Below are 19,326 nucleotides of genomic sequence, written 5' to 3'. Positions count from 1 at the left end.
CTTAACCAATAAATATTTAGAAGGGTTTGATCTTGAAAGGGATCTTAATACTAGTTTTCGTTCTAATCCTACTGGCCTTAGCGTTTGTCATTGGTGCGCAAAACGAAGCCGAAATTACGGTTAACTACCTCATTGCTCAGGCAAATTTACGGTTGTCGTCGTTAATTGCAATCCTCTTGACCCTAGGCATTGGCATTGGCATTTTAATCATGTCGATTAGTTGGTTACACCTTCGGGTTCAGCTGATGTCTGCTAACGCAAAAATTAATAGCCTGAAAAAAGACCACTAATTATGCTCGAGTTGCTGTTTTTACTATTGCCTGTTGCGGCAGGCTACGGCTGGATCATGGGCCGAAATAGTGTGCGCCAAGCTCAGCGTAAACAGTCGAGTATTCTTTCTAAGCATTACTATAAAGGCTTAAACTTTCTCCTTTCCGACCAGCCAGACAAAGCGGTTGATACCTTGATTAAAATGATCAATATCAACAGCGATACCATTGAGACTCATATTGCGATGGGTAACTTTTTCCGTCATCGGGGAGAAATAGACAGAGCCATCAAGGTACATCAAAATTTAGTTAGCCGTGAAGAAATACAGCCAAATCAACGTGAAAATGCACTTAAAGAATTGGGGCACGATTATACTCAAGCTGGCTTTCTAGAGCGGGCCGAAAACGCCTTCCTACAATTGCTCAATAGCGAAAAGCACTACCTTGTTGCGCAACAGCAACTGTTCAGCATTTATCAAACCACAAAAGAATGGGAGCGTGCCATTGAGCTTGCGGAGCGAATGGTGGAGTGTCACGGTGATAATGATGATGTATGCGAACGACTTGCCCACTTTTACTGTGAACAGGCTCACGTTGAACTGAAAAACGACAGTGAGGGCGTTGCACTAACGTTACTGCAAAAAGCCGTGAACGCTGATGAGCATGCGGTGCGCCCTTGGTTAATGTTAGGCAACTTGGCCTTCAACCAAAAGCGATACAGCGACGCTCGTGCGTATTTTGTGCAAGTGGCAGAACGAGATATCAACTGGTTTAGTGAAGCGGTACCAAGTTTAGAAGAAATTGCAAAAGAAACCGGCGATTGGGACAGCTTTGAAAAAAGCTTAGAGGCCCACTGGCAAGAATGCGCCACTTCGTACTTGGCGATGGTTGATGTACTTCTGATGAAAGGTGACACCGGCCAAGCCGCAAATTATCTATTAGAGCAGTTGCGTAAACGACCTACCATGCGCGGCTTTAAAACCCTCATGGGGTTATATATTGATCAAATTGAAGATAAAAATTCGGCTGACAGTTTGCGCTTACTCAAAGAGCTAGTAGAAAAGCAAATGCTACAGCGGCCACAATACCGTTGTAACAGCTGTGGATTCTCAGGCCGAAAGTTATACTGGCTATGTCCTTCATGTAAAAAGTGGGGCGTAGTGAAACCCATAAAAGGTTTAGACGGAGAATAAGTCCACCATGCAAGAACCCCGCGTAATTGTTGCTTTAGACTACGACAATAAAGAAACCGCACTTTCGTTTGTGGCGCAACTTGACCCTTCACTGTGCAAATTAAAAGTAGGCAAGGAAATGTTTACGCTCTTTGGCCCTGAATTTGTTAAAACCTTGGTCAGCAAAGGGTTTGATGTTTTTCTTGATCTTAAATTTCACGATATACCAAATACGGTCGCAAAAGCGTGTAAAGCGGCTGCAGAACTGGGTGTATGGATGGTAAACGTACATGCCTCTGGCGGGGTGCCTATGATGAAGGCTGCTAAAGAAGCCATTGCCAGCAGCAGTCACCCTCAAACAAAGTTGATTGCGGTGACGGTGCTAACCAGTATGGATCAGGCTCAGTTGAGCGATGTCATAGATAATGTTACACCCCAACAACAGGTACTTCGTCTTTGCAAGCTAACCCAGCAAGCAGGGTTGGATGGCATTGTGTGCTCGGCGCAGGAAGCTCAGGTGTTAAGGCAAACCTACACTGATGCGTTTTTACTGGTAACGCCGGGGATTCGCCCAAAAGGCGCGGATGCTGGCGATCAAAAAAGGGTAATGACACCCGATGAAGCCATAGCTAGCGGCGTAAGCTACCTGGTGATGGGAAGACCGATAACGAAGGCTGACGATCCTGTTGCGGTTTTAACATCAGTAAATCATTCAATAGCGTAAACAAAAATGCCCAGCGACTAAGCTGGGCATTGTATTTAACTGGCTAATGAAAAGCGATAATTAGCCTTTCAGCGCTTCTTCTGCTGGCGTATAGGTTAAGCCCAACTTTTCACCCAAGGCATCCACCACCGCTTTGTATGTCACTTTACCTTCGTGAACATTTAAGCCGTTTAATAAATGCTTGTCTTCCAACATAGCGTTCGCTGGTCCTTTGTTAGCGAGGGCCAAACCAAAAGGTAAGGTGGCATTGTTTAATGCCATGGTAGACGTACGTGCTACACCACCTGGCATGTTTGCCACACAATAATGTACAACGTCATCAATCACATAAACAGGGTCTTGGTGGGTGGTGGCTTTCGAGGTTTCAAAACAACCGCCTTGGTCAATGGCTACATCCACGAGAACGGAGCCTGGCTTCATCGCTGAAATTTGCTCGCGATTAAGAAGCTTAGGTGCAGCGGCACCTGGGATAAGTACCGCACCGACGACTAAGTCTGCGTTAGCAGAATAATGCTCAATAGCATCTAGGGTGGAATAAACGGTTTTAACTTGGCCGTTGAAGATGTCGTCAAGTTGACGAAGACGCGGTAACGAACGGTCGAGTATAGTGACATCTGCACCTAAGCCTAACGCCATTTTAGCTGCATTGGTTCCTACCACGCCGCCGCCAATAACCAATACTTTTCCTGGAGCAACACCGGGTACGCCACCAAGCAGCGTCCCGCTGCCGCCATGGGCTTTTTCTAAGTAATGGGCGCCAGCTTGTACTGACATTCTACCTGCAACTTCGCTCATTGGTGCTAGTAGGGGTAAACCACCACGGTCGTCGGTCACAGTTTCATAAGCGATACAGGTTGCCCCAGACGCAATAAGAAGTTCGGTTTGCGTTGGATCTGGCGCTAAGTGAAGGTAGGTGTAAAGGGTTTGGCCTTTACGTAACATTTTACATTCGTTGGGTTGAGGCTCTTTCACTTTTACAATCATTTCTGCTTCAGCAAAAACTTGCTCAGCTGTAGAGGCGATGGCTGCACCAGCAGCGATATACATATCGTCGCTAAAACCAATGGCGTCACCGGCCAGTGTTTCGACTAACACTTGATGGCCGTTGCTAACAAACTCTTTAACGGCGGCGGGCGTTAAGCCAACACGGTATTCATGGTTCTTAATTTCTTTTGGTACACCAACTAGCATGTAAATTCCTCTGATGTTCAGCCTCATGTCAAGGCTGCTGTGATTTATTTTGTGCCAGTATACGAGAGATAATGAAAAACTATGTGCTGAAAATAATCAAAAGTCAGTATATAGTATTATTAAAGTAACATTTCACAGTATTTTGTATGTTAGTAAAAACGCCAAAACACCTTGACCGAATAGACAGAAATATTCTTATTCAACTGCAAAAAAACGGCCGCATTTCTAATGTAGAATTAGCCAAAGAGGTGGGGTTAAGCCCCAGCCCGTGCCTAGAAAGGGTAAAGCGGTTAGAGAGCCAAGGGTATATTAAGGGTTACCATGCCGACGTTGATCCAGAGAAGCTTGGTGCGGCTATGTTAGTGTTTGTTGAAATCACCCTAACGAAAACCTCCGTGGACATTTTTGCAGAATTTTCTGCTGCGGTGAAACTGCACGACGATATTCAAGAGTGTCATCTGGTTTCCGGCGACTTTGATTTTCTGCTTAAGGCGAGGGTGGCTGACATGTCGAGTTATCGACGTTTGCTCGGTGATACTTTGCTTCGCTTACCCGGTGTGAGTGAGTCACGAACCTATGTGGTGATGGAAGAAGTGAAATGTACCACGGCACTTAGAATTAATTTGAAGTAATGAAAGCGTGGCTCAAGTTAGTGAATTTGTGATAGGCTGTGCAAAAGTACAGTGGTTATTGATAACTCTGCAATTTAGTGCAGGTTTTTAAAAAGTGATTTAGGGTTATGGCGCGATTGACAGGAGTTCAGCGAGTGTGGGAATCAGGCATGATTATGGCCTGCGTTTTCGCCTTTTTCTTATTGCTGGCATTGGTATCTTTTCATCCTGGTGATCCTGGCTGGAGTCAAGCTGGGTTGCAACTAGACGTTCACAATTGGGTAGGCGCCACCGGTGCGTGGGTTGCCGACCTCTTGCTGTTTTCATTTGGGTATTTGGCGTATCTCATGCCATTTGGGGCAGCATTTTTAGGTTGGTTTCTTTTCCAACATATAAAATCCCTCAACGAATTCGATTATCTCACCATAGGCTTACGCATTATCGGCGGTTTACTTATGGCGCTCGGGGCAACCGGTATCGCTAGCATTAACTTCGACGATATATTCAATTTTTCCGCGGGAGGCTTTGTCGGCGATGTCATCAGTACCGCTTTAGTGCCTTATTTTAATACCGCAGGTACTATATTGTTGTTACTGTGTTTCTTTTGTACTGGGTTTACGCTGTTAACCGGGGTGAGTTGGCTGACAATTGTGGATAGGCTTGGCGAGCTAACCCTATGGTTTGGACGCAAAACACTCTCGCTTCCTCAGCAGGCCTTGGCAATAGATATGCCTAGACTAGCATTGCCGAATAAAAAATCTAAATCTAGCGCCACTGAGTTCGATATAACCAGCATGCGCGCAGAGCCGCAAGGTAAAGAGGAGGTCTCTAGCCAACCTCAAACCAGTGCGCACGGGGACACGCCATCAACCGCTTCAGACAACGAAAGTGACAGCCCCATCCGTCATGATGGGGCTAATGCTTCACACACCACAACGCAAAGAAGTGAACCAACCTTTGGTGAACTTGGCGACGATTTACCACCTTTTGCCCCTGATGAAACTCATACGCCCGCGGAAGAGCCATCAGAAGCGAAACCTTCACCGTTCTCATTATCGGGAATGCGTGAAGCCGTTAAAAACAAAGTGCACGCGGTAAAAGGCGCTGAAGACAAACGCTCAGAAGACAAACGTTTAGAAGACAAGGGCTCAGAAGTCACAGCCCCACGACCGGCAATAAAAGAGGAGCCGGTTTTTTCCACTGATGTGATCGGCGAAGACGAAGCTGTTGCTACCCCCGCAGATGATGAACAGCAAGAAACAGCGCCGCCTGTAGAAAAGGAACAAACTCACGCCCAACCTCAGTCTGCTAATTTTACCCCGGTTGCGATGGGGGCCAAACCCGTGAAAGCTCCAAGAGGGGAGGGGGCGGAAGATTTACCTCCTATGCCTTCTTTTGATTTGCTAGAAAGAGCAGACAAACATGAAAACCCACTCACGGAAGAAGAAATAGAAGCCATATCGCGCTTGGTGGAAGAGAAACTGGCCGATTTTAATATTGAAGCGACAGTAGTTGGTGTGTACCCAGGCCCTGTTATTACGCGTTTCGAGCTTGATTTAGCCCCTGGTGTGAAGGTAAGTAAGATTACTGGCCTATCAAAAGATTTGGCGCGTGCAATGTCTGCCATCTCTGTTCGTGTGGTGGAAGTTATTCCAGGCAAATCCGTGATTGGTTTGGAGTTACCCAATAAAAAACGGGAAATGGTGCGCTTGAGTGAAGTGATTAGCTGTGACGCGTTCCAGTCTCATCAATCGCCGCTTACAATGGTGTTGGGGGCTGATATTTCTGGTAAGCCGGTGATTGTAGACTTGGCGAAAATGCCTCACCTGTTAGTGGCCGGTACAACAGGCTCGGGTAAGTCTGTGGGTGTGAACGTTATGATTTTGAGCTTGCTGTATAAGAGCACGCCTGAAGATGTTCGCATGATCATGATTGACCCTAAAATGCTGGAGTTGTCGGTATACGAAGGCATTCCTCATTTACTTGCGGAAGTGGTCACCGACATGAAAGAAGCCGCCAATGCGCTGCGTTGGTGTGTTGGTGAGATGGAGCGACGTTACCGCCTCATGAGCGCGTTAGGGGTAAGAAACTTAAAAGGGTATAACGCCAAAGTTGCCGAAGCCATTGCGAATGGCACGCCAATTAAAGACCCGCTATGGAAAAGCGAAGAAAGCATGGATCCGGAAGCGCCAGATCTAGAAAAGCTTCCCGCTATCGTGGTGGTGGTTGATGAATTTGCCGACATGATGATGATTGTGGGTAAAAAGGTAGAAGAACTTATCGCGCGTATAGCACAAAAAGCCCGTGCGGCGGGAATTCACTTGGTGTTGGCGACCCAGCGTCCGTCGGTAGATGTAATTACGGGCCTGATTAAAGCCAATATTCCCACCCGGATAGCCTTCCAAGTGTCGAGCAAAATAGATTCTCGCACCATTCTTGACCAACAAGGTGCAGAAACTTTGCTCGGTATGGGAGATATGCTTTACTTGCCGCCAGGTAGTCCGGTGCCCACTCGGGTACATGGCGCATTTGTGGACGATCACGAAGTGCATGCGGTTGTCGCCGATTGGCAAAAACGCGGTGAGCCTGAATATATTGATGAAATTCTTAATGGTGAAGCCAGTGCCGAGGTGTTACTTCCAGGCGAGCAGCCTGAAGGCGAAGAGCAAGAATTTGATGCCTTCTACGATGAAGCCGTTGCCTTTGTGACTGAAACACGCCGGGCCAGTGTGTCTAGTGTACAGCGTAAATTTAGAATTGGTTACAATAGAGCCGCGCGCTTAGTGGAACAAATGGAAATGAGTGGGGTCGTAAGTGCACAAGGGCATAACGGTAACCGTGAGGTATTAGCGCCGCCCCCACCTAAAGACTAAATGACGGAATAAGTTTATGAATAAAGCAGTTTCTATTTATTTCGCTGGCCTTGTGGCTTGCACGCTTACCAGTGCCCACGCTGCTACGCCAAGTGCGTTAGTTGACACGGCTACTATGCAGGCGAGTACACAACAAGACAGTACCCAAGAAGACGGGCAACTATCTCAGCAGCAACTACAAGCCTTGCTTGTCACCATGAAGCAGTTTCGCGCTGACTTTGAGCAATCTGTGATGGATGCTGACAACAATGTCGTGCACGAGGCGCAGGGTAAACTTACCATGACTCGCCCCGACAAATTGCGCTGGGAAACCACGTTTCCTGATGAAACTCTGTTAGTTGCAGACGGCGAAGCTGTGTGGAATCTTGATACCTTTGTTGAGCAGGTAACGGTATTATCTCAGGCGAATGCCATCAAAGATAACCCCATCATGCTCCTTACTGCTAACGATGCAGCCACTTGGGACAAATTCACTATTGAGCAGGTGCGCAACCCAGACGAGCCAAGCCGTCGTGGCTTTCAAGTTACGCCGAAAGAAAAAGGCGGGCAAATAGAAACGCTCACTTTGCAGTTTAATCAAGACAACGAACTTGCAGTCATGACCATGCTAGATGCTCAGCAGCAAACCAGTACATTGGTGTTTAACAACATCGAAACCCGTTTTCCGCTTGCTGCCGATACGTTTACGGTTGACATACCAGAAAGCTACATCGTTGATGATCAGCGTTGATGAGCAATGTTAATCAAGCCTTTGCGCCCTTAGCAGCGCGCATGCGCCCGGTAACTATTGAAGAATACAGCGGTCAGTCACATTTGTTAGGGCATGATAAGCCACTGCGTAAAATGTTAGATGCAGGGCATTGCCACTCAATGATATTGTGGGGTCCTCCGGGTACTGGCAAAACCACATTGGCAGAATTGATTGCCCATTACACTAACGCCACCGTATTGCGGATATCGGCAGTCACCAGTGGGGTAAAAGACATTCGTGCAGCAATGGACGCTGCGGAAGAGAATGCTCGTTACAATCAGCGTACGCTATTGTTTGTTGACGAGGTGCATAGGTTTAACAAAAGCCAGCAAGATGCTTTTTTGCCTTTTGTTGAGTCTGGGGTGGTGACCTTCATTGGCGCCACCACCGAAAACCCTTCTTTTGAACTGAATAACGCCTTGCTGTCTCGGGTGCGTGTTTACGTGTTAAAACCTCTTGAGAAAGAGGCATTATATGAATTGGTTGACCGCGCTCTGTTAGATACCCAAAAGGGGTTAGGGCAGCGAAAACTTACCATTGCCGAGAGTGCGAAAAGTGCCTTGGTGGAATTAAGTGGCGGCGACGCCAGACGCTTACTTACCTATTTGGAACTTTCTGCAGACTTTACTAATGACACTGAAATTAACATCGGTGACATTGAACAAGCTGTGGGTGAAAAAGTGGCCAGTTACGACAACAAGGGTGATACGTTTTACGATCTTATTTCGGCGTTTCATAAATCCGTACGGGGCTCAGATCCTGATGCGGCACTTTACTGGTACGCCAGAATACTTGACGGTGGGGGTGATGCGCTTTATGTGGGTCGACGATTACTCGCCATCGCGTCTGAAGATATTGGAAACGCCGATCCGCGCGCTATGCAACTGTGCATTAATGCGTGGGACACCTTTCACCGTGTTGGCCCTGCTGAAGGGGAGCGGGCTATTGCACAAGCCGCAGTATATTGTGCTTTAGCGGCAAAAAGTAATGCGGTATACATGGCCTTTAGCGAGGCGAAAGCCCTAGCGCGTAAAACCTCCGATGCTCCCGTACCCCTGCATTTACGCAATGCGCCTACCTCACTGATGAAAGAGCTAGGTCATGGTGATGGCTATCGTTATGCGCATAACGAGCCAAATGCATTCGCCGCCGGAGAAACTTACTTCCCTGATGGCTTAGCCAATACGCGTTTCTATCACCCTAATGAACGGGGATTGGAAAAAGCGCTAAAAGCGAAGCGAGATTATCTTGATTCACTTAATGCGCAAAGCCCAATAAAAAGGTAGAGTTATCAAGGCAAATTTAGCCTAATCACTTGTGTTAGCTAATAGGCAACGATGGTACATATTCGCGTTTTATTGCCACCTCACTCAAACCACTAATAACTGCGCTTAGGGAGTTTAATTTTGCCTCAAGGGTTAGCTTTGTATTGTTTTATTGCCGTTGGCGGCGCAACGGGCGCGTGTTTACGGTATTTTGTTACCACAACGGTAGATTCCTTATTTGGAAAACACATGCCGTTTGGTACACTAGCCGTGAACGTAATAGGGTCGTTCTCGTTGGCATTACTTTATGGTTTTATAGAACGCCACGATTTAAGCGACTCACCTTACAGAGCATTAATAGGTGTTGGACTGTTAGGGGCATTTACCACGTTCTCCACGTTTTCGGTAGAAACCTTAACGTTGTTAGAAAATGGGCTATGGCTAAAGGCGATAGCAAATGTATTTCTTAATGTTGGCGCCTGTTTACTGGCAGGTTGGCTAGCCATTGAATTAATGAAAGGATAAGTAGAAACACATGTTAGATCCAAAGTGTTTGCGAAGCGATATAGAACAAACAGCCAAGCGACTGGCTGCCCGTGGTTTTAACCTCGATGTAGCAGCTTTCAGTTCCCTTGAAGAAAAAAGAAAAACACTTCAGTCCAGAACACAGGATCTGCAAAACGAACGTAACGTACGAAGTAAGTCCATCGGTAAAGCAAAAGCGCAGGGCGAAGACATTGCGCCACTTCTCGCTGAAGTGGGTAAACTGGGCGACGAACTGGATGCCGCTAAAGCTGAGCTTTCTTCGTTGTTAGAAGAAATTAATACGTTCACCCAGGGGATTCCTAATTTACCTGATGAATCTGTGCCTGAGGGTAAAGATGAAGAAGACAACGTTGAGATCTCTCGATGGGGTGAGCCTCGTCAATTTGATTTTGACGTGAAAGATCACGTGGATGTGGCAGAAGGCCTAAATAATGGCCTAGACTTCGCCACCGCGAGTAAGCTTACTGGCAGCCGCTTTGTGGTTATGCGCGGTGATGTAGCACGTTTAAACCGCGCCATAGCGCAGTTTATGCTAGATGTTCATACACAAGAACATGGCTACCAAGAAATGTATGTGCCTTACCTCGTGAATGCCGACAGCCTATACGGTACTGGGCAACTGCCTAAATTTGGTGAGGACTTATTTCACACTAAACCGGCAACGGAAGAAGGACAAGGACTAAGCCTTATTCCCACAGCCGAAGTACCACTAACGAACATTGCCCGCGATGAAATTTTAGATGCGAAGACACTGCCAGTGAAAATGACGGCGCATACCCCGTGTTTCCGTTCTGAAGCGGGCTCGTACGGACGTGATACCCGTGGCCTTATTCGTCAGCATCAGTTTGACAAAGTAGAGCTTGTTCAGCTTGTTAAACCAGAAGATAGCTTTGACGCATTAGAGGCACTGACTGGCCATGCTGAGGTTATCCTTCAGAAGCTTGAGCTACCTTACCGTAAAGTACTGCTATGTACCGGCGATATGGGCTTTGGTGCGTGTAAAACCTACGATCTGGAAGTGTGGTTACCCGCGCAAAACACTTATCGTGAAATTTCCTCATGTTCAAACATGTTAGACTTCCAAGCCCGTCGCATGCAAGCGCGTTTTAGAAACCCTAAAACGAATAAGCCAGAATTATTGCATACCCTTAACGGCTCGGGTTTAGCGGTAGGTCGAACTCTTGTGGCTATTCTAGAAAATAATCAGCAGGCAGATGGCAGTGTGACTGTGCCTAAAGCACTAGTGCCCTATATGAATGGTCAAGAACGTATCAGTGCTAACTAAGCTGAAATAATGACATGAAAAAGCCCGTACACAATGAAGTGACGGGCTTTTCTAATGATTGAGGTAGCGATTTTATTGCCACCTATATTGAGAAAACTTACTTTTTCTCGCTAGCAACCGGTTGACCGTAACTCGGTGATCGAGGGCCATAAAGAAGGCCGTTGTAACTTTCTGCAGATAGAAGACGTGCAGACGCGATAGCGGCAATATCAAAACCTCTATCTGTCACGGTCTCAAAAATTTGATTTACCGCAGCTTGAACCAACATACCCACTAAACCACCGCTGTTAGCATTTTGTTGTTCTGCACTTGAGGCGTTAGCCGTTCCAGTCCATAGCATTTGGCCAGAAGCCAAATCAACTAACGAGGCAGTAACGGTTACGCGTGTTTCACTTGAAATCACCACGTAACTCGTCCCATAGTCTTCAATAGATACATATAAGGCGGCGTCCGCACCGAAAATTTCTTTCAACTTCGTGGGGGCCACTGCATGTATATCACTGGCCACGGTAAGGCCATTGTTGTTAAAGGTTTGATTAACCATAGCAACAGGGAACACGTAAAAACCAGATTCAGCAATGGGTGTAGCCATTTGCGTCATAACACTGTAGGGCGCAATAACTTCCGGTGTATTGTTGATAGGGGGTAAAATGATAACCGACGCTGGGTTGGCTGCTTTAAACGCACTGTAATCGTGAGCTGGCGGTAAGCTTACGCAGGCGGATAAAAGCGCCATTGCACCAACAACAATGAAAGATCTGAACAACATTGATTATGCTCCCTTTGCTGATGTAAGTAAAAAGTCGATGTATTGGACCGACTCGGGGAACATCTGCTTTTCTTGTTCAAAGTGTACTTCGCCTTGTTGTGGGTTGCCCGTTTCAAAGTAAAGCATGCCTAAATGGGCGTGAACGCCAGGAGCGATAGGCTTTCCATTAGCATCAGCAAGTTCGATGGTTTCTTTAAGTGCCGTTATTTGTTCTTCCAACGTTGCCCCTTCACCTTTAAGATAGGTATATACGGCCGTGTTGTATTCGCCGTAATAATAAAGAGGTTCTGTTGTTTTACAGCCCACTATGCCAAGTGCAATGGCCATCGTTATGATTGTTTTTTTCATCTTATAGCTTCCACGCGCCTGTTTCGATACCGTTTACGAGGTTGTTAACTGACTCGCGGATGGCTAAATCAAGAACTTTACCGTTCAATGTAGCGTCGTAACTTGCTGTGCTACCAAAGCCGATGACTTCGCGTTCAGATAAGCTGTACTCACCTGCACCGGCTACCGAATAAACCACTTCGGACGTCGTAACGTCCACGACGTTCAGCGTCACTTTTGCGTAGGCTATTTGTGATTTCCCTTTACCCAAAATACCAAATAACTGCTTATCGCCAATGGCTTTGCGACCGAACTCGGTAACATCGCCGGTAACGACAAACCGGGCCCCAGATATATTTTGTTCTGTACCAGTTAGCTTTGCTTCCTCAGCCAGTAAACTCATATTATCGCGGTCTAGCACGCTAAATCGATTGGTTTGCTGCAAATGGCTAATAAGCGTCGTTTTTGCTTGGCCGCCTAAACGATCTTGGCCGTTAGAGAAAATACCATTTTGAAAACTTGAACGGTTAACGAATTGACCGACAACCAATTTCTTTTTCTCACCCGTATATTGGGTGTTATAGGTGTTTACTTTAGGTGTTTCGACAACCTGTGAACTGGTTGTCGCGCATCCCGATGCCACACTAACGATAGCGAGAATAGGTATCGCTGAAAGTAATTTTTTATTATTTTTCATATTCACATTAGTCCCTGATTTTATTATGAAAACGCAAATGAATGTGACTTTGCGCGCGTTTTTATAACACAAAATCAACAGGAAAAAACTAACAAGGCGAGAATAATTCGTAACAATACGTTTATGAAGAGCAATCATGTGTATTTAGTTACTGCTCTCGTTACCGTACAAAGCTTAAATTAGTATTGGCGCCATACCGCACGTTAACAAAGTGGAATAGTCAGCTGGTAGGACGAATACTTACAGTGAAAAACGCTGGCGTAAAAAGCGTGCGATACCGTCTTCGTTATGATGGCCAATGACCTCACTGGCGGCTTGTTTTATCGCTTGTTTAGCATTGTCTGGCGCATAACTTTCGTCTGCCAGTTCAAACATACTTAAATCGTTATCACCGTCGCCAAAACAAATGATGTTTGTAGCACCAAGCTGCTGTTTTAATTGTTTTACTGCGCCCCCTTTACTAGCAGCGCGATGGTGAATATCCATCCAACTAAAATTATTCCCTTCAATCGCCGGGCCAGAATAAGCCACCAGAGTGTCTACCTTATTAACTCTGTCCCACAGGGAATGAATGGTAGCGCTATCACCAATCATACTGATATTCGTAATGTTATCGGTCAGTGAAAGCTGGGAAAGAGGTAATAGCACCGCGTCGGTTCTTTTGAAGTATTTACTCAGTAAATCATGCTCTATGGGGTGACGGGCAGGAGGGTGGTAAACTTCGTGTGATGTGCCTGCAATCACGTTGACAAAAGGAGTGATCCCCTGTTCTTGCGCCAGACTAATAATAAACTCTAATTCATTGGGGTTAACCAAGTTTTCTAATTTGAGTGAATTGTCTTGTGGGTTAAATACCGTGACGCCGTTATTGTAAATATGTGGCAGTAAAAAGCTGTGTTCGGCAATAATAGCACTGGCGGACAACATGGTTCTGCCTGTGGCAACCGTATAGGCAATGTCGTTTTTTCTAAGAAGGGCAAGGGTCTCACGGGTGAAATCCGATATTTGTGATTGGCTATTTAACAATGTGCCATCTAAATCAAAAAAAATGAGATCCATGGGTTATTCCTAGGTGTTAATGCGTGTAAGGGCATTCAATTAAAACGGGCGTCGCTTATAGGCATTTTGCAGGCTTAGGCAGCCCAGCCAGTTTAGTGGCTTGTTTAGCAGGTCCTTTCTTAAATAAGCGTTGCAAGTAACGGCTATTTCCTTTTTCAGGCCCGTATTTATTCGCCATGGCTTTTACCAATGCACGAATGGCCGGACTGGTTTCGTATTCTTCATAAAAGCCGCGCACAAAGCGAACCACTTCCCAATGGGCATCGGTTAACTCAATATTTTCTTCGCGAGCAAGAATTTCAACCATCCCTTCTTCCCAAAGGGTGTAGTCAAGGAGATACCCCGCTTTGTCAGTTGCGATAGCTTGGCCTTTGTATAGAAAGCTGTAGGTTTCTTGGGTCATGATTAAAACGTTACCATTTGATTAAATGTGCTTGTGAGGGCGGCAAAACCTTGATAATCCAACGGGTTGACTGTTTGTGAAAGCGTGACGCCACGAGCAGTAGCATCCTCTTTTATCACGTGAACGTGCAATACGGACTCGGCGTTAGATTTGCTGACGCACTCAGCGAGAAAGGCTTGTTCCACAACATGGGCGTAAGCGCCATCGCCAGAAAAGACAATGCTGGTTGTTGCATTGTGTGAAAGCGCAGCCGTAATCAGTGTTTTTTGGCGAGTATCCAATTTGGCTTGAGTTATGTTGATCAGCATTAAAACGTTACCACATGGTCGGCACCATTAATTAATGAAATACGTGCAGGGGCGTCTACATAGTGCGCGTCTAGTTCAGCGGCGACATCAGTATTGGCTAAAAGCGTACTTATATCCCATTGGCGCGCACTGTCTTGACATATAAAACACGCTTCTATGTCAAAAAATGGCATGGAGGCTAATCGTTTACTGTGATTCTTCAGCGTATTTACGGCATCAGTTTTTACTAACTGTAAAACCCCTTCACCTTCAAAAAGCACATGAACAATATGGCCGTAATTTGTCGCCGCCAGCGCAAAATCTAAACCCTCTTGGCTTTTGCCACTGGTGTAGGGCGCTTGGGTAAATCTGATTAAAAGTGTGGCCATTAGAATTGCACCAACCGTTCACATTGATGAAGCTCACTAAAAAATTCGCCAAGGCCGGCTTGCACAAAGGGGGCCGTTAAGTTTACAGCGATTATGCCATTTTCAGCCGCTTCTTGCTGGCTCACTATTCCCCTTTTAACCGCCGCGGTAATACAGACCAAAAGCTGAGTGTTGTGTGTGCTTGCAAGCGACTCCCATGCGCCGTAAACATAAAAGTCATTGCCACTTTGAAGCATCATATTATTACAATGATATACGCCATCGCCATAAAAAAAGACATGCTTTAAGGTATCGCCATTGGCCAATAAGCCATCGATAAAGGCGAGGGCGCGTTGGGCACAATCACCATGGTAGGGGGAGGACGTGATAAGTATTGAATATGCTTTCATACAAACAAAAACACCCCGGTTAAGGGGTGTTTACTTTAACCTTTATATATTCGCTTAGTCGTCGCCGCCAAACGCACCGAGTAGGTGAAGAATAGAGGTGAACAAGTTGTATATGTTCAAGTATAGCGAAACTGTCGCACGAATGTAGTTTGTTTCACCACCATGAATAATACGGCTGGTATCAAATAGAATGAAACCAGACATAATAAATACGATAGCTGCACTAATTGCTAGACTAACCGCCGGCACGGCGAAGAAGATATTCGCAATTGCCGCCACTAGTACAACCACAAGACCTACCACTAAGAACCCGCCCATGAATGAGAAGTCTTTCTTTGTAGTAAGGGCATAGGCAGACAGCGCAAAAAACACTAATGCTGTTGCACCTAGCGCTTCCATAATTAACCCTGGACCGGCAACACCTAAATAAAAGTTAAGTGTGTAACCTAACGATGCGCCCATCAGGCCGGTAAACGCGAACACCCAGTATATACCAGACGCCGAGTCAGCTTTCTTTTGTACAACAAACAGTGTAATAAACGCACCGATAGTCATTACCAGAGACATCATAGGAGAAATGCCTACTGCCATAGCTATACCAGCACAAACCGCACTAAACGCTAGTGTCATCGCAAGCAGCATGTAGGTGTTGCGTAGAACCTTGTTCGTTTGCAATACCGATGGTTGAGATGCACTTGAATACATCGAACGTTGATCCATTGTTTCCTCCAATAGGACTATGATATGACCAAAATGGTACACAGTTATTTAGTGTATGTTGTATGGCTTTTAGTTCCCATTTTCAAGTAGTTTCAGATGAAAATTCGATTAACTGAAGATAAAAACGCCTTATTGCCTTGATAAACAATCTAATTGGATGATTTCTCGGCAGTTAAACAATTTTTTTCAATTTTCGCTTTACAGTCATAAAAATATCATTAAGATACGCAGCACTTCAGGAGAGTTGGCAGAGCCCGGTTTAATGCACCTGACTTGAAATCAGACGTGGGGTCAAACCCACCGGGGGTTCGAATCCCTCACTCTCCGCCATATTAGAGAAACCCGCACATTGTTGCGGGTTTTTTTATGCCCCAATAAAATTGAAAATAAAAGAGGCGGTTTTCCATTCACATTGAGCGTTAAACCTTCGTATAAGACCAGAGTCGCATTGTTACAATCTTTTCACATGTTTAGTCTTGCGTTTTCTTCGCGCAATCTAAAGGTGTTATGTGTCTCAAGAAAGTTCTTCTTACCAACAACGTCACAAATCAAGCAGTGAATTTCCGTCTCGAGAAGCGTATCTCAACCATGAACTTCAAATAATTTCGCCAAAGCGCTGGCGGCTAAATTTGCCGGGCAGAGATTATCGTATTGAATGGGAAGACTTCGTGCCAGGTATGGCCGCTACCATTGGGAAAATCGTTATGGTGGCTGCTGTGGTAGGGGCGTTTGCAGCGCCACTTGGCTTATCACCAGAATTTGTGATTGAAAACGTACGTTTTGAGCTGATGATTGCTGCCGTACTATTTGTTGTGCTTATTTCTGGTTTTTTAAACCCATCTGCTAACTTAGCAGGTACCCACGGCCCTCTGTTGCCCTTAGTCCCTTTAATGGTGGCTACCGGCGGCCATCCAATGGCATTGGGGTTACTGATCGGGCTTTTTGGTTTCTTACTGGGTATTACGAAGGGAGGAAGTATTCTCGCAAGGCTAACCAGTAATGGGGTTTGCGGCGGGCTGTTACTTTACTTAGGGTTTATTGGTATTACAGGCCAAGTTAAAAAACTGTTTGCCTGGGCGGAAAGTTTCGATATGGCGTATTTAGCCTTTGTGGTGATTATTGCCACCATTTTAATGTACGCCTGGTTAGAGCATATTAAAAAGCGCTGGTTGGCTATTCCTCTTGGTGCCTTAATGGCCGCGGTTATTGCTTTGGCTATGGGGGCGCCTTTTGAATTTAATACGTCGCCAGGTATGCCGAACCTTAACCCTGCGTACTGGTGGGGAGAAGATACGGGGTGGCAACTCGGGTTACCTGATTGGTCGCACTTTGTCGCTGTATTACCTTTCGCTGTGTTGGCTGTGGCAATGTGGTCTCCAGACTTTTTAGGTCACCAAGTCTTTCAAAAACTAAGCTACCCTAAAAACAGTGAAAAAGCGCACATGAACATTGACGACACTATGATTGCTGCATCAAGTCGTCAGGCGGTGGGGAGTTTATTAGGTGGTGGTAACCTTTCTTCTTCTTGGGGGACGTATATTATTCCAGCTTCAATTGCTCGCAGGCCCATTCCCGGCGGCGCGATTGTAACCGGGGTTCTATGTGTGGTTGCCGCCCTTTGGGGGTACCCAATGGATTTGGCCATTTGGCCGCCCGTGTTATGTGTCGCCCTTATTGTGGGTGTATTCTTGCCATTGATGGAAGCAGGAATGCAAATGACCCGAGAAGGCAAAACCACGCAGTCAGCCGCTCTTGTGGTGATTTCCTCGGTGCTTGTTAACCCCGTATTCGGTTGGTCGTTTACTATGTTGCTTGATAACTTGGGTTTAGTGGGTTGCAAAGAGCGAGCTGGGGAGCTCGGTAAAGCCGGCCGCTGGCTTATTCCTGGCATTACTTTTTTGGTGTTGTGTACCGTTATGGCGCTGATTGGCATGTTCCCTGGGGTGCCGGCCATCATGGAAACCTTCAGGGTTTAAATACCAATTAAGTCACTGAAGAAAAAACAGGGGGCGGCATATTCGCCCCCTGTTTTAATATTAACCTCGTGGTAGGCGCTTATCCCAATAAGGGGTATCTTCAAAATACGCACATAAAAAGTCGATAAACACGCGCAGCTTATTTGAAACCAGCTTACGGTGTGGGTATACCGCATAAAGTGAGATAGGGCGTGGGACGAATTCATCTAAAATAGAAATCAATTCTCCACGTGTGAGCGCGTCAGCGGCGATAAAGGTAGGTTGTAAAACGTAGCCATCGCCTTGTTTTGCCACGTTAGTCAGCACTTCACCATTATTTGCAACCAATTTTGGGGTAACTTTTTGCGCATTCGTTTTCAGAGCCTTCATCAATTCCGATGTGTCACTATCGTAATTAACATAGGCATATTCTAGGTAATGCTCTGGCTTTAACTCTGATGGATGTGAGGGAGTACCATATTTTTCTAAATAGGCCGGCGATGCGCACAAAGCTAAATGAATGGTGGTGATCTTTTTTGCGACCAGCGCCGAGTTAGACAAATGACCGGCTCGAATAGCAACATCAAGCCCTTCCTCTACCACGTCTACTTTGCGATCATTCAATTGTAAGTTTACAGAAACGCTGGGGTGAGCCTGTTGGAACGCTGCGAGTGCAGAAGAAAGGTGTAAGGTAGAAAAGGATACTGGGGCACTGACATGCAACACGCCTTTAGCGTGTGTGTTGAGTAGGCCAAGTTGCCCTTCCATATCGTTAACACTTTCTAAAATATGATTGGCGTGCAGTAAACACTGTTGACCGGCTTCAGTGAGATGAATTTTGCGGGTCGTGCGGTTGAATAAACGTACGTCTAAGTGTTTTTCTAGCTGGGCCACATATTTACTTATAAGCTGGTTCGACGTGTTAAGTCTATCCGCAGCGCGTGTAAAGCTGCCTTCATTGGCCACCACCACAAAGGTTTTTAGCAGTGCTATTTTATCCACTTTCCTCTTACTCGCCCTATTAACAACAATTTGTTGTTAATTATTCAACAAAGCATCGCTTTATTCAAATTATGTTGGCAACTATGCTACATCCATGGAGTGAGCGCTTCGTTGTGAACAAAGGGCTAACCACTTTCTACAAACTTTTCGGCACGGCAACGTGGTTGCTGTGACTCAATGATTAAGGTGAAACTATGAATAAGCATTTTTTAAAAACCGTATTTTCTAGCAACAGCGTAGCGAATGTGGTGCTACGCGTACCCGTAGGAATTATTTTAGCGGCCCATGGCGGGCAAAAGCTCTTTGCATGGTTTGGCGGTTATGGCCTTGAGGGCACTGGGCAATGGATGGAAAGTATTGGCCTTGCTCCTGGGTTTGTCATGGCATTACTCGCCGGTAGTGCAGAGTTCTTTGGTGGGATTGCGCTAATACTTGGGCTACTCACACGTCCCGCTGCTGCACTCAGTGCGTTCACCATGGTAGTCGCTATTTTTAGTGTTCATGGGAGTAACGGATTATTTATGAGCAACAACGGTTACGAATTTGCTTTAGCGCTATTGGCTGCCACTATTGCACTGGCCATTCAAGGCGCCGGTTCGTTTTCACTTGATGCTGTTGTTAGTAAGAAATTACACGATTAAC

Annotated in this window: 22 protein-coding genes and 1 tRNA gene; 12 read left to right on the top strand and 11 right to left on the bottom strand. The window is 45.9% G+C overall.

Annotated features, from left to right (window positions below):
* The first annotated feature begins 32 nt into the window (after positions 1-32).
* The 3 genes from IUA53_RS10320 to pyrF are packed head-to-tail and all read left to right on the top strand — an operon-like array spanning position 33 to position 2,165.
* Complete coding sequence (locus tag IUA53_RS10320) at positions 33-290, top strand: lipopolysaccharide assembly protein LapA domain-containing protein (RefSeq protein ID WP_044447632.1); 258 nt, start codon at positions 33-35, stop codon at positions 288-290.
* A gap of 2 nt (positions 291-292) precedes the next feature.
* Positions 293-1,462, top strand: a complete 1,170-nt coding sequence (gene lapB / locus IUA53_RS10315) for a lipopolysaccharide assembly protein LapB (protein ID WP_044447630.1) — start codon at positions 293-295, stop codon at positions 1,460-1,462.
* Between the two features lie 7 nt (positions 1,463-1,469).
* Positions 1,470-2,165: an orotidine-5'-phosphate decarboxylase gene (gene pyrF / locus IUA53_RS10310; RefSeq protein ID WP_044447628.1), complete on the top strand. Its 696-nt coding sequence runs from the start codon at positions 1,470-1,472 to the stop codon at positions 2,163-2,165.
* Between the two features lie 60 nt (positions 2,166-2,225).
* Here the strand turns inward: pyrF and ald are convergent, their stop codons facing one another.
* On the bottom strand, positions 2,226-3,356 hold the full coding sequence (gene ald, locus IUA53_RS10305) for an alanine dehydrogenase (RefSeq protein ID WP_044447626.1): 1,131 nt from the start codon (positions 3,354-3,356) through the stop codon (positions 2,226-2,228).
* A gap of 146 nt (positions 3,357-3,502) precedes the next feature.
* On the opposite strand from ald, the gene lrp reads away from it, so the two are divergent.
* The 6 genes from lrp to serS all read left to right on the top strand — a co-directional run bounded on the left by lrp (position 3,503) and on the right by serS (position 10,687).
* Complete coding sequence (gene lrp / locus IUA53_RS10300) at positions 3,503-3,988, top strand: leucine-responsive transcriptional regulator Lrp (protein ID WP_044058896.1); 486 nt, start codon at positions 3,503-3,505, stop codon at positions 3,986-3,988.
* Between the two features lie 107 nt (positions 3,989-4,095).
* Entirely contained in the window at positions 4,096-6,840 is a 2,745-nt protein-coding gene (locus tag IUA53_RS20415; protein ID WP_044447621.1) for a DNA translocase FtsK, read from the top strand.
* Positions 6,841-6,856: 16 nt separating this feature from the next.
* On the top strand, positions 6,857-7,570 hold the full coding sequence (gene lolA / locus IUA53_RS10290) for an outer membrane lipoprotein chaperone LolA (protein ID WP_044447619.1): 714 nt from the start codon (positions 6,857-6,859) through the stop codon (positions 7,568-7,570).
* The gene (locus IUA53_RS10285) at positions 7,570-8,877 is read left to right on the top strand and encodes a replication-associated recombination protein A (protein WP_044447617.1); all 1,308 of its coding nucleotides are present in this window, start codon (positions 7,570-7,572) and stop codon (positions 8,875-8,877) included. The genes lolA and IUA53_RS10285 overlap by 1 nt, the downstream gene beginning before the upstream one ends.
* Positions 8,878-8,997: 120 nt before the next feature.
* On the top strand, positions 8,998-9,381 hold the full coding sequence (gene crcB / locus IUA53_RS10280; RefSeq protein ID WP_044057204.1) for a fluoride efflux transporter CrcB: 384 nt from the start codon (positions 8,998-9,000) through the stop codon (positions 9,379-9,381).
* A gap of 10 nt (positions 9,382-9,391) precedes the next feature.
* Positions 9,392-10,687, top strand: coding sequence for a serine--tRNA ligase (serS, locus tag IUA53_RS10275; protein ID WP_044057203.1), 1,296 nt, complete (start codon positions 9,392-9,394; stop codon positions 10,685-10,687).
* Between the two features lie 97 nt (positions 10,688-10,784).
* Here serS and IUA53_RS10270 read toward each other — a convergent pair whose 3' ends face one another.
* The 9 genes from IUA53_RS10270 to IUA53_RS10230 form a co-directional block, all read right to left on the bottom strand.
* Positions 10,785-11,456: a DUF799 domain-containing protein gene (locus IUA53_RS10270; protein WP_044447616.1), complete on the bottom strand. Its 672-nt coding sequence runs from the start codon at positions 11,454-11,456 to the stop codon at positions 10,785-10,787.
* Between the two features lie 3 nt (positions 11,457-11,459).
* Entirely contained in the window at positions 11,460-11,804 is a 345-nt protein-coding gene (locus IUA53_RS10265) for a DUF4810 domain-containing protein (RefSeq protein ID WP_044057201.1), read from the bottom strand.
* A 1-nt stretch (position 11,805) separates the two neighbouring features.
* Positions 11,806-12,480 (bottom strand): CsgG/HfaB family protein, encoded by a 675-nt coding sequence (locus IUA53_RS10260; RefSeq protein ID WP_044449547.1) that lies wholly within the window; start codon positions 12,478-12,480, stop codon positions 11,806-11,808.
* Positions 12,481-12,720: 240 nt separating this feature from the next.
* Complete coding sequence (locus IUA53_RS10255) at positions 12,721-13,539, bottom strand: HAD family hydrolase (protein WP_044447612.1); 819 nt, start codon at positions 13,537-13,539, stop codon at positions 12,721-12,723.
* 55 nt (positions 13,540-13,594) lie between these two features.
* A complete protein-coding gene (locus tag IUA53_RS10250) occupies positions 13,595-13,942 on the bottom strand; it encodes a TusE/DsrC/DsvC family sulfur relay protein (protein WP_044447610.1) in 348 nt (115 codons plus the stop codon).
* Positions 13,943-13,944: 2 nt separating this feature from the next.
* Positions 13,945-14,250 (bottom strand): DsrH/TusB family sulfur metabolism protein, encoded by a 306-nt coding sequence (locus IUA53_RS10245; protein WP_044447608.1) that lies wholly within the window; start codon positions 14,248-14,250, stop codon positions 13,945-13,947.
* On the bottom strand, positions 14,250-14,618 hold the full coding sequence (locus tag IUA53_RS10240; protein ID WP_044447606.1) for a DsrE family protein: 369 nt from the start codon (positions 14,616-14,618) through the stop codon (positions 14,250-14,252). The genes IUA53_RS10245 and IUA53_RS10240 overlap by 1 nt, the downstream gene beginning before the upstream one ends.
* The gene (tusD, locus tag IUA53_RS10235; protein ID WP_044447604.1) at positions 14,618-15,007 is read right to left on the bottom strand and encodes a sulfurtransferase complex subunit TusD; all 390 of its coding nucleotides are present in this window, start codon (positions 15,005-15,007) and stop codon (positions 14,618-14,620) included. The genes IUA53_RS10240 and tusD overlap by 1 nt, the downstream gene beginning before the upstream one ends.
* Positions 15,008-15,061: 54 nt before the next feature.
* On the bottom strand, positions 15,062-15,727 hold the full coding sequence (locus IUA53_RS10230) for a Bax inhibitor-1/YccA family protein (RefSeq protein ID WP_044057195.1): 666 nt from the start codon (positions 15,725-15,727) through the stop codon (positions 15,062-15,064).
* A gap of 238 nt (positions 15,728-15,965) precedes the next feature.
* Here IUA53_RS10230 and IUA53_RS10225 point away from each other — a divergent pair.
* Together IUA53_RS10225 and IUA53_RS10220 are read left to right on the top strand one after the other, a co-directional pair.
* Positions 15,966-16,057 (top strand) — tRNA-Ser (locus IUA53_RS10225).
* Between the two features lie 179 nt (positions 16,058-16,236).
* Positions 16,237-17,703: a DUF3360 family protein gene (locus IUA53_RS10220; RefSeq protein WP_044447603.1), complete on the top strand. Its 1,467-nt coding sequence runs from the start codon at positions 16,237-16,239 to the stop codon at positions 17,701-17,703.
* A 60-nt stretch (positions 17,704-17,763) separates the two neighbouring features.
* On the opposite strand, the gene IUA53_RS10215 is transcribed toward IUA53_RS10220, so the two are convergent.
* Complete coding sequence (locus tag IUA53_RS10215) at positions 17,764-18,684, bottom strand: LysR family transcriptional regulator (RefSeq protein WP_044447601.1); 921 nt, start codon at positions 18,682-18,684, stop codon at positions 17,764-17,766.
* Between the two features lie 194 nt (positions 18,685-18,878).
* Here IUA53_RS10215 and IUA53_RS10210 point away from each other — a divergent pair, with 194 nt between their 5' ends.
* On the top strand, positions 18,879-19,325 hold the full coding sequence (locus IUA53_RS10210; RefSeq protein ID WP_196897040.1) for a DoxX family protein: 447 nt from the start codon (positions 18,879-18,881) through the stop codon (positions 19,323-19,325).
* The last annotated feature ends 1 nt before the right edge of the window (position 19,326 follow it).

It is taken from the genome of Alteromonas sp. B31-7, assembly GCF_015767655.1.
Lineage (GTDB): Bacteria > Pseudomonadota > Gammaproteobacteria > Enterobacterales > Alteromonadaceae > Alteromonas > Alteromonas australica.
The sequence above is the reverse complement of the archived record's forward strand: the minus strand, read 5'-3'. Positions and strand labels throughout refer to the sequence as shown.